The organism is Micromonospora sp. WMMD558 (assembly GCF_049315255.1).
GTDB lineage: Bacteria > Actinomycetota > Actinomycetes > Mycobacteriales > Micromonosporaceae > Micromonospora.
Genome location: NZ_CP186061.1, coordinates 3311210 through 3326830, shown reverse-complemented (window position 1 = coordinate 3326830; position 15621 = coordinate 3311210). Strand labels below are relative to the sequence as shown.

Genomic DNA, 15621 nt, shown 5'->3' with positions numbered 1-15621 from the left:
GGCGACGGCGCGCCGCGCCCACCCGGCCGACGGGCGACGGCGCGCCGCGCCCACCCGCCGGTACGTCGTGGGCGGCGCGACCGGCTAGCGTCGGGGCGTGACTCACGCTGCTCCCGTCTCCCCGGTCGACCGCGCCGGGCTGCGTCAGCGCGTCGACAAGGCGCTGACCGAGTTCCTGGCCGCCCAGCGCACCTGGATGACCGGCGTCGACGACGCTCTGGTCCCGGTCGCCGAGGCGATCGAGGCGTTCGTCCTCGGCGGCGGCAAGCGGCTGCGGCCCGCGTTCGCGTACTGGGGGTTCCGGGGCGCCGGCGGGGTGGACACCGACCAGGTCGTGACGGCCCTCGCCGCGCTGGAGTTCGTCCAGGCCAGCGCACTGATCCACGACGACCTGATGGACCGCTCCGACACCCGCCGGGGCGAGCCGGCCGTGCACCGCCGGTTCGCCGCCCGGCACCGGGCGGCCGGCTGGGGCGGGGACGCGGACGGGTTCGGCGACGCCGCGGCGATCCTGCTCGGCGACCTCTGCCTGGTCTGGTCGGACGAGCTGCTGCACTCGGCCGGGCTCGATCCGCGCACGGTGGCCCGGGCACGGCCGGTCTTCGACGAGATGCGCACCGAGGTCACCGTCGGGCAGTACCTGGACGTGCTGACCCAGGCCACCGGGGACACCTCGCTGGAACGGGCCGGGAAGGTGGCCCGCTACAAGTCGGCGAAGTACACGGTCGAGCGCCCGCTGCTGCTCGGTGCCGCCCTGGCGGACGCCTCGCCGGACGTGCGGTCGGCGTACTCGGCGTACGGGCTGCCGCTGGGCGAGGCGTTCCAGCTCCGCGACGACGTGCTGGGGGTCTTCGGCGACCCGGCGCAGACCGGCAAGCCGGCCGGTGACGACCTGCGCGAGGGGAAGCGCACCTACCTCGTCGCGGCGGCTCTCGAGGCGACCGACGAGGCCGGGCGGGAGGTGTTGCTCGGCGGTCTCGGCGATCCGGCGCTCGACGAGACGGGCGTGACCCGGCTGCGGGACCTGATCGAGGCGAGCGGCGCGCTGGCCCGTACCGAGCAGCGGATCCGGGCGCTCACCGACGCCGCGCTCGCCGCGCTGGCCACCGTCGACCTGGACACCGAGGCCCACCAGGCCCTGGTCGACCTGGCCATCGCCGCCACGCGCCGCCCTGCCTGACCCCGCCGCCCCCGTCCGCGCCGCGGCGCGGACGGGGTCAGAAGCCCAGGGCCTGGGCTCGGCGCTTGATCTCGCGGGCCTGGTCGCCGGCGAGGGCCGCGGCCGCGGTGCCGCCGGGCAGCGTGTCGTCCGGCTGGTACAGCCAGCGCAGGCTCTCCTCGTCGTCGTAGCCGGCGTCGGCCAGCAGGTTGAGCACCCCGGGCAGGTGCTTGAGGGCGCCCTGGCTGGCCACCAGTTCCTCCGGCACCCGGCGGACGCCGTCCCGGCGTACCGCGATCAGCTCCCGGTCCCGGATCATCTGGTGCACCTTGCTGATCGGCACGTCGAGGCGCTCGGCGACGTCCGGGAGGGTCAGCCAGGCGGCCGGTTCGGCGGCACGGTTCGCGGCGGGTACGGAGTCGGTCACCCGACCACCCTGCCACGTCCCTCCCGCCGGACGGGTGGCGGCACCCCGTGACGACCGCGATCGGCCGCCGGCACAGCCCGTTCGACCTGCGGCGACACGTGGCGCCGCCACAGCCGGCCCGGCCGGTTGCCCGTCCGCTGTAGCATCCAGTTCAACCTTCACCCCCTGGACACATAGACTCCCTGCCGATGGACACACAGGTCGCCGACACGTTGCTGGGCTCGCTGGTCGACGGGCGCTACCGCATCCGCGGTCGCGTGGCCCGTGGTGGCATGGCGACCGTGTACACCGCCACCGACGAGCGCCTCGAGCGCACCGTGGCGGTCAAGATCATTCACTCGGCGCAGGGTCCGGAGGGCCGGGGCTTCGTCGAGCGCTTCACCGACGAGGCGAAGACGATCGCCCGGCTCACCCATCCCAACGTCGTCGCGGTCTACGACCAGGGCACCCACGGCGGCCGGCCGTACCTGGTGATGGAGTACGTGCGGGGCCGTACCCTGCGCGACGTGCTCGCCGAGCGGCGCCGGCTCAACCCGGACGAGGCGCTCGCCATCACCGAGCAGATGCTCGCCGCGATCGCCGCGGCGCACCGGGCCGGCCTGGTCCACCGCGACGTCAAGCCGGAGAACGTGCTGGTCGCCGAGGCCCCGACCGGCGGCGTGGCCAACCTGGTGGACAGCGTGGTGAAGGTCGCCGACTTCGGGCTCGCCCGGGCGGTCGAGGCGAGCGCCCACGAGGAGCAGGGCAGCCAGCTCATGGCCACCGTCGCGTACGTCGCGCCGGAGCTGGTCACCGACGGCCACGCCGACCCGCGCACGGACGTCTACTCGGCCGGCATCGTGCTGTTCGAGATGCTGACCGGCCGGGTGCCGTACGACGGGGACCGGCCGGTCGAGGTGGCCTGGCAGCACGTGGACCGGGACGTGCCGGCGCCCTCGACCCTGGTGCCGGCGCTGCCGAAGGCGCTCGACGACCTGGTCGCCAGGGCCACCCGGCGCGATCCGGGTGCCCGTCCGACCGACGCCGGGGCGCTGCTGTCCGAGGTGCAGATGGCCCGGGAGGAACTGGGCAACCCCAACACGCGTACGGCGGTGCTGCGCCGCGTGGCGGACGAGCCGGCGGTGGCCCAGCCCACCATGATGGTCGCGGCCGTCCAGCCGGTCGAGCGGCCCGCCTGGGCCCGGCTCCCGGAGGGCGGTTCCCGGGCGGGCCGGCGGCGGGCGGCGCCGGCGGGGGGCGACCTCTGGTCCCGGCTGGCCGCGCTGCGGACCGGGCTGCTGGGGCACCCGCGGGGCCGGCTGGCCGCCGCCGCCGTCGTCGTGGTGCTCGGCCTGATCGCCGCGGTGGGCGGCTGGTGGGTCGGTGTCGGCCGCTACACGGTGGCGCCACAGCTGGTGAGCCTCAGCAAGGCCGAGGCGGAGGCGCAGGCGGACCGGGCCGGCTTCGTCCTCAGGTACGCCGATCCCCGCCACGACGAGCAGGCGCCGAAGGACGCCGTCCTCCAGCAGGACCCGGTGTCGTCCACCCGGATCAAGAAGGGCGGCACGATCACGCTCACCCTGTCGCTGGGCCCGGAGCGGTTCCCCGTGCCGGACGTGGTCGGCAAGGAGTTCGAGCTGGCCGCGACCGACCTGGCCGACGCGCAGCTCAAGGTGGTCAAGGGTGCCGCCCGCTACGACGACAGCCTCCCGGCCGGCGTGGTGATGGCGACCGACCCGAAGGCGGGCACCGAGGCCAAGCCGGGCGACAAGGTCACCGTGATCCTCAGCAAGGGGAAGGCGCCGATCTCGGTACCGAACCTGGTCGGTAAGAACCTGAACGAGGCCCGGGGGATCCTGGCCCGGCTGGGGCTGGTGCTCGTCGAGCCGCCGACGGTGAAGGAGTCCGACAAGCCCAAGGACGAGGTCGTCGGGCAGAGCCCGGCCGACGGCACCGGTGTGGAGAAGGGCGCCCAGGTCCGGCTGGAGGTCAGCCAGGGGCCGCCGCTCGTCGTCGTCCCCCGGGTGCTCGACCTGCCGTGCGCGCAGGCGCAGCAGGTGCTGCAGAGCCAGGGCTTCCCGGTGACGGTGCAGTTCAACCCGAACGGCATCGCCCGGTTCCAGAGCCCGAACGAGAATTCGCAGGTGCCTCCGGGCACCCCGGTCACCCTCGGGTGTCTGTGACGATGACCGCGCCGGTGACCGGCGCCGACCGCGACCCGGCGCAGCACCGGCCGGTCGGCACGCACACGCCGACCTCGGGTGGCCTGGCGAAGGCGGCCCTGCCGTACGTCGACGCGGCGGGCTCGGAGGTCGTGCAGGTGTACGTCTCCAACTCGCGGGGCTGGGCGCTGCCACCGGGTGACCCGGTCCAGGACGCCCTGTTCCGGGAGGGTTGCGCGGAGCGCGGCGTTCCCGTCTTCATCCACGCGTCGCTGCTGGTCAACCTGGGCTCTCCCACGGCGGCGACGGTCGAGCGGTCGGCGGCCACGCTGGCGCACGCGCTGCGCCGGGGGACGGCGATCGGGGCGCGCGGGGTGGTCTTCCACGCCGGCAGCGCGGTGGACGCGGGCCACGCCGAGGCGGCGATGCGGCAGGTCCGCGAGGCGCTGCTCCCGCTGCTGGACGCGGCGGGCGACGCCGGCGGGCCGATGTTGCTGGTCGAGCCGAGTGCGGGCGGCGGGCGGTCGCTCGCCTCGCGGGTGGAGCAGCTCGGCCCCTACCTCGACGCGGTGGACGGGCACCCGATGCTGGGCGTCTGCTTCGACACCTGCCACGCGTGGGCGGCGGGGCACGACCTGGCCGCCGAGGGCGGCATGACGGCGACGCTGGACGTCCTGGTCGCCACGGTCGGGGCGGAGCGGCTGCGGCTGGTGCACGCGAACGACTCGAAGGACCTGTGCGGCTCCACCCGGGACCGGCACGAGAACATCGGCAAGGGCACCATCGGCGAGCCCGCGTTCGCCGAGCTGATGCGCCACCCGGCCACCGCCGGCGTGCCCGTGGTGGTGGAGACCCCGACGGAGAAGCACGTCGGCCACGCCGCCGACGTCGCCACCCTCAAGCGCCTCCGCCCCTGAACCCGGCCCGTCCGCACCGGCGCGCTCGAATGGGTCAGGCGCGCAGGATCCGGGTGACGGCCTCCACGGCACGGTCGATGGCGCTGTCGTCGACGTCCATGTGGGTCACCAGGCGGGCCGTGCGGGGGCCGAGCACCGAGACCAGCACGCCCTCGGCCCGGGCCGCGGCGGCCAGGGCCTTCGCGTCCAGTGGATGCTTGGTCAGGTCCAGCGGGACGAGGTTCGTCCGGACCGGGCCGGCCAGCACCCCGAACGGCGCGACCGCCTCGGCGAGCCGGGCCGCCTTCGCGTGGTCCTCGGCGAGCCGCTCGACGTGGTGCGCGAGGGCGTACCGGCCGGCCGCGGCGAGGACGCCCGCCTGCCGCATGCCGCCGCCCATCCGCTTGCGGACGAACCGGGCCCGCTCGATCCGGTCGGCGCCGCCCACCACCAGCGACCCGACCGGCGCGCCGAGGCCCTTGGACAGGCAGACCGACAGGGTGTCGAACAGCCCGCCGTAGGTCGCCAGCGGTACGCCGTCGGCGACGTGCGCGTGCCAGATGCGGGCGCCGTCGCAGTGCAGCGCGACCTGCGCGTCGTCGGCGACCCGCCGCAGCTCGCGCAGCGTGTCCAGCGGGATCACGCCGCCCCCGCCGCGGTTGTGGGTCTGCTCGACGGCGATGGCCCGGGTGGGCACCGCCCAGTAGCCGTCGGGCCGGATCATGGCGGCGACAGCGTCGGGGTCGACGTCCGCGCCGACCGCCGGCCACGTCCGCGACGAGATGCCGCCGTACGCCGCGGCGGCGCCGATCTCGTACGTCACCACGTGCGCGTCGGCGTCACAGAGCAGCTCGTTGCCGGGCGGCACGAGCAGTTGCAAGGCGATCTGGTTGGCCATCGACCCGGTCGGGCAGAACAGCGCCGCCTCGTGGCCGAAGAGCGCGGCGACCTCGGCCTCGAGGGCGTTGACCGTCGGGTCCTCGCCGTAGACGTCGTCGCCGACGTCGGCGGCGGCCATGGCCTCCCGCATCCCGGCGGTCGGCCGGGTCACCGTGTCCGAACGAAGATCGATGAGGTCAGCCACGGTCATCCTTTCGGCTGCCGGCTGCGGGGCTCGCAAGCGCACTCCTCGGGTCAGCCACGGAGCATCTCCGCAACCAGGAAGGCCAGCTCCAGCGACTGCTGGGTGTTCAGTCGCGGGTCGCAGGCGGTCTCGTACCGGTCGGGCAGGTCGAGGTCCTCGATGCCCTGGGCGCCGCCGAGGCACTCGGTGACGTCCTCGCCGGTCAGTTCGACGTGCAGGCCGCCGGGGTGGGTGTCCAGACCCCGGTGGACCTCGAAGTAGCCGAGCACCTCGTCGACGATGCGGTCGAAGTGGCGCGTCTTGTAGCCGTTGGACGACTCGTGGGTGTTGCCGTGCATCGGGTCGCACTGCCAGACGACCTTGGCCCCCGCCGCGGTGACCTTGGCGACGATCGGCGGCAGGACGTCGCGGACCCGGTGGTTGCCCATCCGGCTGATCAGGGTGAGCCGGCCGGGGACGTTGTCCGGGTTGAGCTTCTCGCACAGCTCGATGGCCTCGTCGGGCGTGGTGGTCGGGCCGAGCTTCACGCCGATCGGGTTGGCGATCCGGGAGATGAAGTCGATGTGCGCCCCGTCGAGCTGCCGGGTGCGCTCCCCGATCCACAGGAAGTGCCCGGACAGGCCGTACGGACGCTGGTCGGAGACCCGGGTGAGCGCCCGGTCGTACTCGAGGGCGAGCGCCTCGTGGGAGCAGTAGAGGGTGACGGTCCGCAGCGCCTCGTCGTCGGTCATCCCGCAGGCCCGGATGAAGGCGAGGGCCCGGTCGATCTCCCGGGCGATCGCCTCGTACCGCTCGCCGGCGGGCGAGTTGCGCACGAACCCCTTGTTCCAGTCGTGCACGGCGTGCAGGTCGGCCAGGCCGCCGGCCAGGTACGCGCGGAGCATGTTCATCGCGGCGGCGGAGTTGGCGTACGCCCGGATCATGCGCTGCGGGTCGGCGATCCGCGCCTCCGGTGTCGCCTCCAGAGAATTGATCATGTCTCCGCGGTAGGCCGGCAGGCCGCGCGCGTCGGTCGGCAGGGACCGGGGCTTCGTGTACTGGCCGGCGACCCGGGCGACCTTGACCACCGGCAGGGAGGCGCCGTAGGTCAGCACGATCGCCATCTGGAGCAGCGTGCGGGCGTTGGCCAGCAGGTGGCTCTCGGTGTTGTCGGCGAAGGTCTCGGCGCAGTCGCCGCCCTGGAGCAGGAACGCCTTGCCCTCGCAGACCAGCGCGAGCTTCTGCCGTAGCTGGTCGACCTCGTAGGGCGCCACGACCGACGGCACGTTCTCCAGCACCTTGCAGACCTCGGCGACCTGGGCCGGGTCCGGCCAGGGCGGGGTCTGCGCGCGGGGCAGGTCGCGCCAGAGGTCCAGGCCGAGGGCCGCGTCCTCGGCGGAGTCGACGGTCGGCCGGCTGGTCTGGAGCACGGGGCTGCCGACGGCCGGATGGCTCAGCTGATGCCACTCATGGCGCATGCCAGAAAGCGTACGGCGACGGGCCGGGCGGCCGGGCGGCGAGGGGCGCCGTTCCGGCAGGTGAGAGATCCCTCACCGGTTCCGGTCAGGGGCTGGCGGCGGGGCTGGGCGGGTTGCCGCCGGGGGCCTCGCCCGCGATGCACCAGTCGGCCCCGTCGCGGGTGACCGTGAACAGCAGCGGGCGGGTGAGCTTCTGCCGCCCCGAGGTCACCGACACCGCCGTGCTCACCTGGAGGCCCTGCGGGCCCGGGCGGATATCGGTGATCTGCGCCTGGGGCACCTCGAAGTGGTCGGCGAAGTCACCGTTCGGCCCGGTGGCGGCGGCGTCGAACGCCTCGTGCATCGCCGCGCAGAGCTGGCTGCGCCCGGCGGCCACGTCCTTGGCCGTCATGGCGTCCAGGTACGCCTGGACCCGCTCCCGGGCCTTCGCCGAGGCCTCCTCGACGGGCGCCCGTCCGGGGCGCTCCGCCGGCTGGTCGTCGCCGCCGATCCCGCACCCCGTCAGGGCGGGCGGCAGGGCCACGACGAGGGCGCCGACCGCCAGCCTCCGGTACGCCGTACGCATGCCACCTCCGAAACGCCCGTGGACAGTCAACCCCCGTCGAGCGGCGAGTCTGTCACATCGAGCCGGCCGACGGCCCGTCGGCACACGCGGGCGGGGAGGGACCGGTGCGCGGTCCCTCCCCGCCGTGTGGGTGATGCGTCGGCCTGCGGACTAGCCGAGACCGCCCTTGATGGCGCCGATCAGCTCACCGTTGCTGGTGTCACCGGAGAGCTCCCAGAAGAACGCGCCACCGAGGCCCTGGTTCTTCGCGTACGTCATCTTGCCGCCGATGGTGGAGGGGGTGTCGTAGCTCCACCAGTTGCTGCCGCACTTGGCGTATGCCGTGCCGCCGACGGTGCCGGTGGCCGGGCAGGTGTTCTTGAGGACCTTGTAGTCCTCGATGCCCTGCTCGTAGGTGCCCGGGGCCGGGCCGGTGGCGGTGCCGCCCGGCGCGGTCTGGGCCACCCCGGTCCAGCCGCGGCCGTAGAAGCCGACGCCGAGCAGCAGCTTGTTGGCCGGGATGCCCTTGCTCTTGAGCTTCTGGATCGCCGCGTCGGACCAGAAGCCCTGCTGGGGGATGCCCGGGTACGAGTACAGCGGGGAGTGCGGGGCGGTCGGGCCCTGCGCGTTGAAGGCGCCGAAGTAGTCGTACGTCATCGGCATGATCCAGTTGAGGTACGGCGCCGCGCCGGCATAGTCGGCGGCGTCGATCTTGCCGCCGTTGCTGCCGTCCGCGGTGATCGCCGAGGTGACCAGGGCCGACGAGCCGAACCGCGAGCGCAGCGCGCTCACCACGTTCTTGAACGCGGCCGGTCCGCTGGAGTCGCAGGTGAGGCCGCAGGCGTTCGGGTACTCCCAGTCGACGTCGATGCCGTCGAACACGTCCGACCAGCGCGGGTCCTCGACCAGGTTGTGGCAGCTCTCGGCGAACGCGGCCGGGTTCTGCGCCGCCTGGGTGAAGCCGCCGGACCAGGTCCAGCCGCCGAACGACCAGATCACCTTGAGGTGCGGGTACATCCGCTTGAGCTTGCGCAGCTGGTTGAAGCTGCCGCGCAGCGGCTGGTCCCAGGTGTCGGCGACGCCGTCCACGCTGTCCGCCGCGGTGTACGCCTTCTCGTAGTCGGCGTAGCTGTCCCCGATGGTGCAGCGGCCCCCGGTGGTGTTGCCGAAGGCGTACAGGATGTGCGTCAGCTTCGCGGCCGAGCCGCTGGTGTGGATGTTCTTGACGTGGTAGTTGCGGGCGTAGACGCCCCACTGCGCGAAGTAGCCGACGATCTTGCGGTCCCCGCTCGGCGGCGGCGTGGTGGGCGGCGGCGTCGTCGGTGGCGGGGTGGTGGGCGGCGCCGTGGTCGGCGGGGCGGTGGTCGGCGGCGCGGTGGTGGTCGGGGGCGGGGTGCCGCCGCCACCGCCGCAGGGGGCGCCGTTGATGGTGCAGTTCAGCGGGGCCTTGTAGGCGCCGGTGCCGTTGTAGCCCCAGCTGAAGGTGGCACCCGGGGCGAGCGGGCCGGCCCAGCTCTTCTTGACCGCCACGTAGTGGTTGCCGGTGCGGGTGACGTCGGCGTCCCAGGAGCTGCTGATGCTGGTGCCCGCGGGCAGGTCGAACTCGATGCGCCAGGTGCTCACCGACGCGTCCGAGCCGTTGGTGACCGTCACCCGCGTCTCGTGACCGGTCCCCCAGTCCTGCACCTTGGCGAACGTGGCGGTGACACTGCCGGCCCCGAACGCCGAGGCCATCGGGACCGTCGTGGCCGTGAGTGCGACCACGGCGCCGACCCAGAGGGCCCGGCGGAACGATCTCTTCATGTGGCGTCTCCCCAAACAGTTAGGAAACTTTCCAAAATGATTGCTGAGACGCTACTCACGGCGTCACCAGTTCGTCAAGATGTCCATGTATCGATTTCATGAGGAGCAAAGCCCGGCCGGATGGCCGGTTCGACGCCGGCCACGGCGAGGGGTACGCCCGCCGGCAGCGGCGGCTCCGATCCGCGTAGCCTCGCCTCCATGACGGTCTTCGACACCCCGATCGACGCCCTCACCGGCGGGCCCGCCGACCTCGCCCGGTACCGGGGTCGCGCCCTGCTGGTGGTCAACGTCGCGTCCCGCTGCGGCCTCACCCCGCAGTACGCCGGCCTCCAGGCCCTGCAGGACGAGTACGCCGACCGGGGCCTCGTGCTGCTCGGCGTGCCCTGCAACCAGTTCGCCGGCCAGGAACCCGGCAGCGCCGCGGAGATCAGCGACTTCTGCCAGGTGAACTACGGCGTCACGTTCCCGCTCACCGAGAAGGTGGACGTGAACGGCCCGCACCGGCACCCGCTCTACGCGGCCCTGGTCGACACCCCGGACGCCGACGGCCACACCGGTGACGTGCGGTGGAACTTCGAGAAGTTCCTGGTGGCGCCGGACGGCACGGTCGCGGCGCGGTTCGCGCCGACCGTCGAGCCCGGTTCGCCGGAGTTGCGCGCGGCGATCGAGAAGGTCCTTCCCGCGACCACCTGACCCCGCACGGCCGGTCCGGACCGCCGGCCGGCACGCCGCGCCGTCCCCGGCCCGGACGCGCGGAACTCGGCAACGTGCGGGGCGCACGGCAGTACGTTGGGCAGACGGGGCCGGGGCGCGCGGCACGACGGTCGGACGGGGGTCGGGGTGGCGACGGTGGGGCTGATCGGCAGTGGGCACATCGGGAGCACGGTCGCCCGGCTGGCGGTGGCCGCCGGCTACGACGTCGTCCTCAGCAACCGCCGGGGGCCGGCCACGCTCGCCGACCTGGTCGGCGAGCTCGGCCCCCGGGCCCGCGCCGCGACCCCACCGGAGGCGGCCGCGGACGGCGACCTGGTGGTGGTGACGATCCCGCTCAAGGCGTACCGGGACGTGCCCGTCGACCCCCTCGCCGGCAAGCTCGTGATCGACACGAACAACTACTACCCCGAGCGGGACGGCCGCTTCCCCGAGTTGGACGCCGGCCCGACCACCAGCAGCGAGCTGCTCCAGCGGCACCTGCCCCGGTCCCGGGTGGTCAAGGCGTTCAACAACATCTTCTTCAAGCACCTCCTCGCCCTGGCCCGCCCGGCCGGCAGCGCGGACCGCAGCGCGCTGCCGGTCGCCGGCGACGACCCGGGCGCGAAGGCCGAGGCCGCCGCCTTCCTCGACCGGCTCGGGTACGACACGGTCGACGCCGGGACGCTCGCCGACAGCTGGCGCTACCAGCCGGACACCCCGGCGTACGGGGTCGTCTACTCGGCCGACCCGCAGGACTGGGAACGGGAGTCCCCGGCCGACGCGGACAGCGTGCGCTCGGCCCTCGCCGCCGCCACCCGCTGACCCGCACCGCGGAGCGCCGGCCGCGGCGGTCCGGAGTGGACGGCGTGTCGAGGGTTGCGCGGGAGTCCCGTTCACGGGACTCTGGTGACGGGCACCCGTCCCCGCGCCCCGGAGGCCACATGCAACCGCTCCGCACCGCGTCCCGCCGGCCGCTCGTCACCGCCGCCGCGCTCCTGCTCGCAGCCGGCGGTGTCGCCGTCGTCGCCGGCCCGGCGCAGGCCGCCCCGGTCGGCTACGTCCGGCTGGCGCACCTCTCCCCCGACACCCCCGCCGTCGACGTCTACCTGGCCGCTTCCGGTCAGGAGAAGCCCCAGGTCTTCCCTGGCGTCGGCTACGGGGTTGTCTCCACCTACCTGCCGTTGCCCGCCGGCCGCTACGCGGTCGCCATGCGCGAGGCCGGCGCCCCCGCCGACGAGCCTCCGGTGCTGACCACCGAGGTGGCGGTGAGCGGCGGCGCGGCGTACACGGTCGCCGGGGTCGGCCGGCACGCGGACCTCGGGCTGCGGGTGCTCGACGACGACCTGAGCGCTCCGGAGCCGGGCCACGCCAAGGTCCGCGTCGTGCAGGCGTCGGTGCGCGCCCCGGTGCTCGACGTCGCGGCGGCCGACGGCCCGCCCATCGCCACCGGCGTCCGGTTCGCCACCACGACGGACTACCAGCAGGTCGAGCCGGGGCGCCTGCGGTTGCGCCTGAGCAGTGCCGGCGGCCCGACGACCGACGTACAGGTCACGCTGACCGGCGGGGCCGTCTACTCGCTGCTCGTGCTGGACGCGAAGCAGGGCGGGCTCACCACCGAGCTGCGGCAGGACGCCGCGGGCGGGGTCGTCGTCGTCCCGACGGGCGGCGTCGACGCCGGCGCCGGCGGCAGCACCGGGCCGCCCGCGTACCCGCTGGTCGCCGGCGGCCTCGCGGTGGCCGCGCTGACCGCGGGCCTGGTGTTCGTGGGCCGCCGGCGGCGCGGCGTCTGGTGACCGGCCGGCCCGGCGCCACGATCCGGCGGCACCGCGACCGCGGGGCGCCGGCCACCGCGCTCGTCGCGGCCGGGGCGGCGCTCTGCCTGGTGGCGGGGACGGGGGTCGGGCTGGCCACCACCACCTCGCCGCCGCCGGCCGTGGACTGGCGACCGGGCTGCACCACCGACTGCCCCCGGGCGGCCCCGCGGCCCGCGCGGCTGCCGGCCCCGACCCGGGTACGCGTGCCGCGCATCGCGGTCGACTCGCCGCTGGAGGTACTGGGTGTGGACGCGGCCGGCGCCCTGGCCCCGCCGGTCGACTTCGCCCGGGCCGGCTGGTACGGCGCCGGGCCGGCCCCCGGCGACCCCGGTCCGGCCGTGATCGCCGGACACCTGGACTCCCGCACCGGACCGGCCGTCTTCGCCCGGCTGGGCGAGCTGCGACGGGGCGACCGGGTGCAGGTGTGGCGCGGCGACCGGGTGGTGTCGTTCCGGGTCACCGGCACGGTGCGGGCGCCCAAGGACCGCTTCCCCACCGCCGCCGTGTACGGCCCGACGCCCGGCCCCGAGCTGCGGCTGGTGACCTGCGGCGGCGACTTCGACCGGCGGACGCGCCACTACCGGGACAACGTGGTGGTGTTCGCCGTCGCCGAGCCGTAGCTGACCGGGCAGCGGACGACATGGTCGGCGCGGGGACCGACCAGCTGTCGGCGTTCGACCGGTGCCGGCGGCCGCATCTGCCCCACTGACCAACCGATCAGGCGCGGGCGCGAACCGATCCAGCCGGATAACTGGATTCCGGCTCGCGTCCGCGCCCGGCTCGCTACCCTCGGCTGCGGGACCCACACGGACATCCGCGGTGCACGTCATGCCGATTGGAGCGCCATGCCCGCCACGTCACGACCGCCTGTCCTGCACCTCGTCGTCGGCGCCGCCGAACCGGCCGCCCAACTCAGATCCTTCATCACCGCCTGCCAGCAGCTGGGCTGGGAGGTCCACCTCGTCGCCACCCCGGACGCGTTCGACGTGATCGACCCGGACGCCGCAGCTGACCTCACCCACCACCCCGTCCACACGGACGAGCAGGTCACCGAACTGCCGCCGGCCGAGGCCTACGCGGTCGCCCCGGCCGGTTTCGACCTGGTCAACAGGTGGGCGTACGGCTTCAACGACAACCTCGCCCTGCGGCTGCTCAACGAGGCCACCTCCATCGGCCTGCCGGTCGTCGCCGTGCCCGTCCCGGACCCGGCGCTCGCCCGGCACCCCGCGTTCGTGGAGAACCTGGAGCGGCTGCGGCACTGGGGCGTCCTGGTGACCGCGCCCGCCGAGCCCGCGGACCGGGCCCCGTGGCGCGCCGCCGTGCGGGTGATCGCCGAGTGGACCCGCTTCGCCCGGATGCCGGTACAGCCGACAGCGGTGCCCGAGCAACCGGGCGGAGACCGGCCGCGCAGCGCCGACGACCTGGCGTTGCAGTCCGGCTGAACGCCCCGCGCAGAGCGACGAGGATCGCGCGAACCGCGGAAACAACGAAGCTGACAAGATGGATCACGCGCCGAGCAGTTGCCGGGCGACGATGAACCCGGAGCCGCCGCTGACGCCGGCCCCCGGCCAGGTGCCGGCACCGAGCTGGTACAGGCCGTCGATGGGCGTCCGGTGGCCAGGCTGGCCGGGCAGCGGACGCAGCAGGTAGCTCTGCGCCAGGTCGTGCGCACCACCGTACGGATCACCCGGACCGCAGTTCGGGTTGTAGCGCGCCAGGTCGTCCGGTGTGGTGACGGCGTGCGCGGCGATCGCATCGGGGATGTTGGGGATGTGCCGGCCGACCATGGTGATCACCCGGTCCACGAGCCGATTGGTCAGGTCGTCACTCCAGCCACCGTCGCCCACATCGATCACCCCGGCCGCGTCCCCACGCGGGCGGATCGGCATCTCCAGCAGCTGGATACGAAGGATCGCCGCACCGGCCGGAGCGCGGCTGGGATCCAGCGCGGTCGGGCAGTCCACGGTGAACGTCGGGTCGGCGGGCAGCAGACCCGCCATGCCCTGCGCCACGGCAAGCGCGCACTCGTCCAGGCCGCTGGTCAGGAACGGCTGACCGATGGTCGCGAAACGAGGGTCCGGCCAGCGCGGCGGTTCCCGTAGGGCGAGATGGATCTGCACGCATCCGCGACCGTACCGGTACCGGGCTGCCTGTGCGCGCAGCGTGTCCGGCGCGTCGCCGCCGAGCAGCTTGAGATAGAGCTGGTCGGCGTTGGTGCAGGCGAGCACCGCCTGGCGAGCGGCCATCCGGGTCCCGTCGGCGGTGACCACACCGGTCGCCCGCCCCTGATCGACCAGGATCCGATGCACCTCCGTGCCGGTGACGATCCGCCCGCCGTGCTCAGTGACCAACTGGGTCAGGGCGGTGACCAGGGCCTCGCTGCCACCGACCGGAAACGGCATGCCCGCCCGCATCGCGGTCTGGGTGAACAGGGTGACCCAGATGCCGCTGCCCGGCTCATTCGGCGTGCGCCCCATGTGGAGCACCCAAGACGCGAGCATCGCCCGCAGTACCGGCGAGGAGAACCGGGACACGGTGGTCTGCGCGGTGTCGAAGAGGTCGACCGCGAACGGAGTCAGCCCCGCGCCGTCGCCCCGGAGCAGCCGACCGATGGCGGCCCTGGCACCCGGCTCGCTCAGCTCGCGCGAGAGGAGCCCGAAGACATCGCCCGCGTACGGCGCGAAGGCCGACATCCATGCGGCGAAGGCATCGCCGTCGCCGGGCGAGAGCTGGTCCGCCTCGGCCACCATGGCATCCATCGACCGGTGCAGGACGGCCGTACGGCCGTCCGGAAAGGACACTCCGGTGGGCGGGTCCGGGTTGACGTAGCTGAGGCCACGCGCGGTCAGCTCCTCGCCGAGGTCGGCCCAGACGGGGCCGGCGTGCAACAGCGGATGCACCGCGGAGTAGACGTCGTGCAGGTAACCAGGCAAGGTCATCTCTTCGGTACGCACCAGGCCGCCGGGCCGGTCGTTGCGTTCCAGGATCAGCACTTCGCGCCCGGCCCTGGCCAGGTAGGCGGCGGCAACCAGGGCGTTGTGCCCGCTGCCGACGACGATGATGTCGTAGCTGTCCACTGCGTCTCTCCCCCATCGGCGCTCCGTCAGCGGGGCGAGCGCCGACGTCAACCGGAGGTCGGGCCACCGGCGCGGTGGTAGCCGGCCGGCCCCCACGAGGCATCGCGACATTCGGGCCGCGAGGAATCTGGTCGAAACGAACTCTATAGACGTTGCCGCTCCGGGTAGCGGGTTTCCCTGGTTCCTACCCTCGGCGGCGATCCAAGCCGTGCTTCAGGTCGGCGCGTTGATCCATCTCGACCGACCGTGCGGATCAGATCGCCCGTCGATCGACACACGAGACGGATCACCGACAGTTGAACTCCGCCGACCGGACCGTCAGTCGGCATCGGTGGTCATGCCGGTGCGGCGCCCACCTGCAGGTAGACCAGCGATCGCGACCGGTGGCGGCGGGCAGACCTGCCGGCACCGGAGGCCTGCGGTCATCACCCGGAGGAAGACCGGCGCCTGGATCTGGATGTCGAACTCGGCCAATCGCAGCTCCCGCCCGTACGTCTACCGCAAATCGCCTGCGTCGCGGCCTCGG

15 protein-coding genes are annotated in these 15621 nt (G+C 73.9%); 8 read left to right on the top strand and 7 right to left on the bottom strand.

Going from position 1 to position 15621, the window contains the following annotated elements; all coding sequences use genetic code 11:
* Positions 1-97 precede the first annotated feature (97 nt).
* Complete coding sequence (locus ACN26Y_RS16210) at positions 98-1180, top strand: polyprenyl synthetase family protein (protein WP_155331071.1); 1083 nt, start codon at positions 98-100, stop codon at positions 1178-1180.
* A 37-nt stretch (positions 1181-1217) separates the two neighbouring features.
* Here ACN26Y_RS16210 and ACN26Y_RS16205 read toward each other — a convergent pair whose 3' ends face one another.
* On the bottom strand, positions 1218-1586 hold the full coding sequence (locus ACN26Y_RS16205; protein WP_155331070.1) for an Rv2175c family DNA-binding protein: 369 nt from the start codon (positions 1584-1586) through the stop codon (positions 1218-1220).
* 188 nt (positions 1587-1774) lie between these two features.
* On the opposite strand from ACN26Y_RS16205, the gene pknB reads away from it, so the two are divergent.
* Both pknB and ACN26Y_RS16195 read left to right on the top strand, forming a co-directional pair.
* Entirely contained in the window at positions 1775-3748 is a 1974-nt protein-coding gene (gene pknB / locus ACN26Y_RS16200) for a Stk1 family PASTA domain-containing Ser/Thr kinase (protein ID WP_155331069.1), read from the top strand.
* A gap of 2 nt (positions 3749-3750) precedes the next feature.
* A complete protein-coding gene (locus ACN26Y_RS16195; RefSeq protein ID WP_422734940.1) occupies positions 3751-4644 on the top strand; it encodes a deoxyribonuclease IV in 894 nt (297 codons plus the stop codon).
* A gap of 34 nt (positions 4645-4678) precedes the next feature.
* Here the strand turns inward: ACN26Y_RS16195 and ACN26Y_RS16190 are convergent, their stop codons facing one another.
* From ACN26Y_RS16190 to ACN26Y_RS16175, 4 genes are all read right to left on the bottom strand, one after another.
* Positions 4679-5707, bottom strand: a complete 1029-nt coding sequence (locus tag ACN26Y_RS16190; RefSeq protein WP_422732964.1) for a threonine aldolase family protein — start codon at positions 5705-5707, stop codon at positions 4679-4681.
* A 50-nt stretch (positions 5708-5757) separates the two neighbouring features.
* Positions 5758-7164 carry a class II 3-deoxy-7-phosphoheptulonate synthase gene (locus tag ACN26Y_RS16185; protein ID WP_155331067.1) on the bottom strand — a complete coding sequence of 469 codons (1407 nt, stop codon included), beginning with the start codon at positions 7162-7164 and terminating at the stop codon, positions 5758-5760.
* 85 nt (positions 7165-7249) lie between these two features.
* The gene (locus tag ACN26Y_RS16180) at positions 7250-7729 is read right to left on the bottom strand and encodes a hypothetical protein (protein ID WP_155331066.1); all 480 of its coding nucleotides are present in this window, start codon (positions 7727-7729) and stop codon (positions 7250-7252) included.
* Positions 7730-7879: 150 nt separating this feature from the next.
* Complete coding sequence (locus tag ACN26Y_RS16175) at positions 7880-9511, bottom strand: glycosyl hydrolase family 18 protein (protein WP_422732963.1); 1632 nt, start codon at positions 9509-9511, stop codon at positions 7880-7882.
* 198 nt (positions 9512-9709) lie between these two features.
* Here ACN26Y_RS16175 and ACN26Y_RS16170 point away from each other — a divergent pair, with 198 nt between their 5' ends.
* The 5 genes from ACN26Y_RS16170 to ACN26Y_RS16150 all read left to right on the top strand — a co-directional run bounded on the left by ACN26Y_RS16170 (position 9710) and on the right by ACN26Y_RS16150 (position 13460).
* Positions 9710-10204 carry a glutathione peroxidase gene (locus tag ACN26Y_RS16170; protein WP_155331064.1) on the top strand — a complete coding sequence of 165 codons (495 nt, stop codon included), beginning with the start codon at positions 9710-9712 and terminating at the stop codon, positions 10202-10204.
* A gap of 147 nt (positions 10205-10351) precedes the next feature.
* Entirely contained in the window at positions 10352-11026 is a 675-nt protein-coding gene (locus tag ACN26Y_RS16165; RefSeq protein WP_155331063.1) for an NADPH-dependent F420 reductase, read from the top strand.
* A 119-nt stretch (positions 11027-11145) separates the two neighbouring features.
* Positions 11146-11997, top strand: a complete 852-nt coding sequence (locus ACN26Y_RS16160; RefSeq protein ID WP_155331062.1) for a DUF4397 domain-containing protein — start codon at positions 11146-11148, stop codon at positions 11995-11997.
* Positions 11994-12638 (top strand): class F sortase, encoded by a 645-nt coding sequence (locus ACN26Y_RS16155; protein WP_230689019.1) that lies wholly within the window; start codon positions 11994-11996, stop codon positions 12636-12638. The genes ACN26Y_RS16160 and ACN26Y_RS16155 overlap by 4 nt, the downstream gene beginning before the upstream one ends.
* Before the next feature lie 225 nt (positions 12639-12863).
* Positions 12864-13460 (top strand): flavoprotein, encoded by a 597-nt coding sequence (locus ACN26Y_RS16150; RefSeq protein WP_155331061.1) that lies wholly within the window; start codon positions 12864-12866, stop codon positions 13458-13460.
* A 63-nt stretch (positions 13461-13523) separates the two neighbouring features.
* Here the strand turns inward: ACN26Y_RS16150 and ACN26Y_RS16145 are convergent, their stop codons facing one another.
* Positions 13524-15095 (bottom strand): phytoene desaturase family protein, encoded by a 1572-nt coding sequence (locus tag ACN26Y_RS16145; RefSeq protein WP_155331060.1) that lies wholly within the window; start codon positions 15093-15095, stop codon positions 13524-13526.
* Positions 15096-15413: 318 nt separating this feature from the next.
* On the bottom strand, positions 15414-15569 hold the full coding sequence (locus ACN26Y_RS16140) for a hypothetical protein (protein ID WP_422732962.1): 156 nt from the start codon (positions 15567-15569) through the stop codon (positions 15414-15416).
* Between the last annotated feature and the right edge of the window lie 52 nt (positions 15570-15621).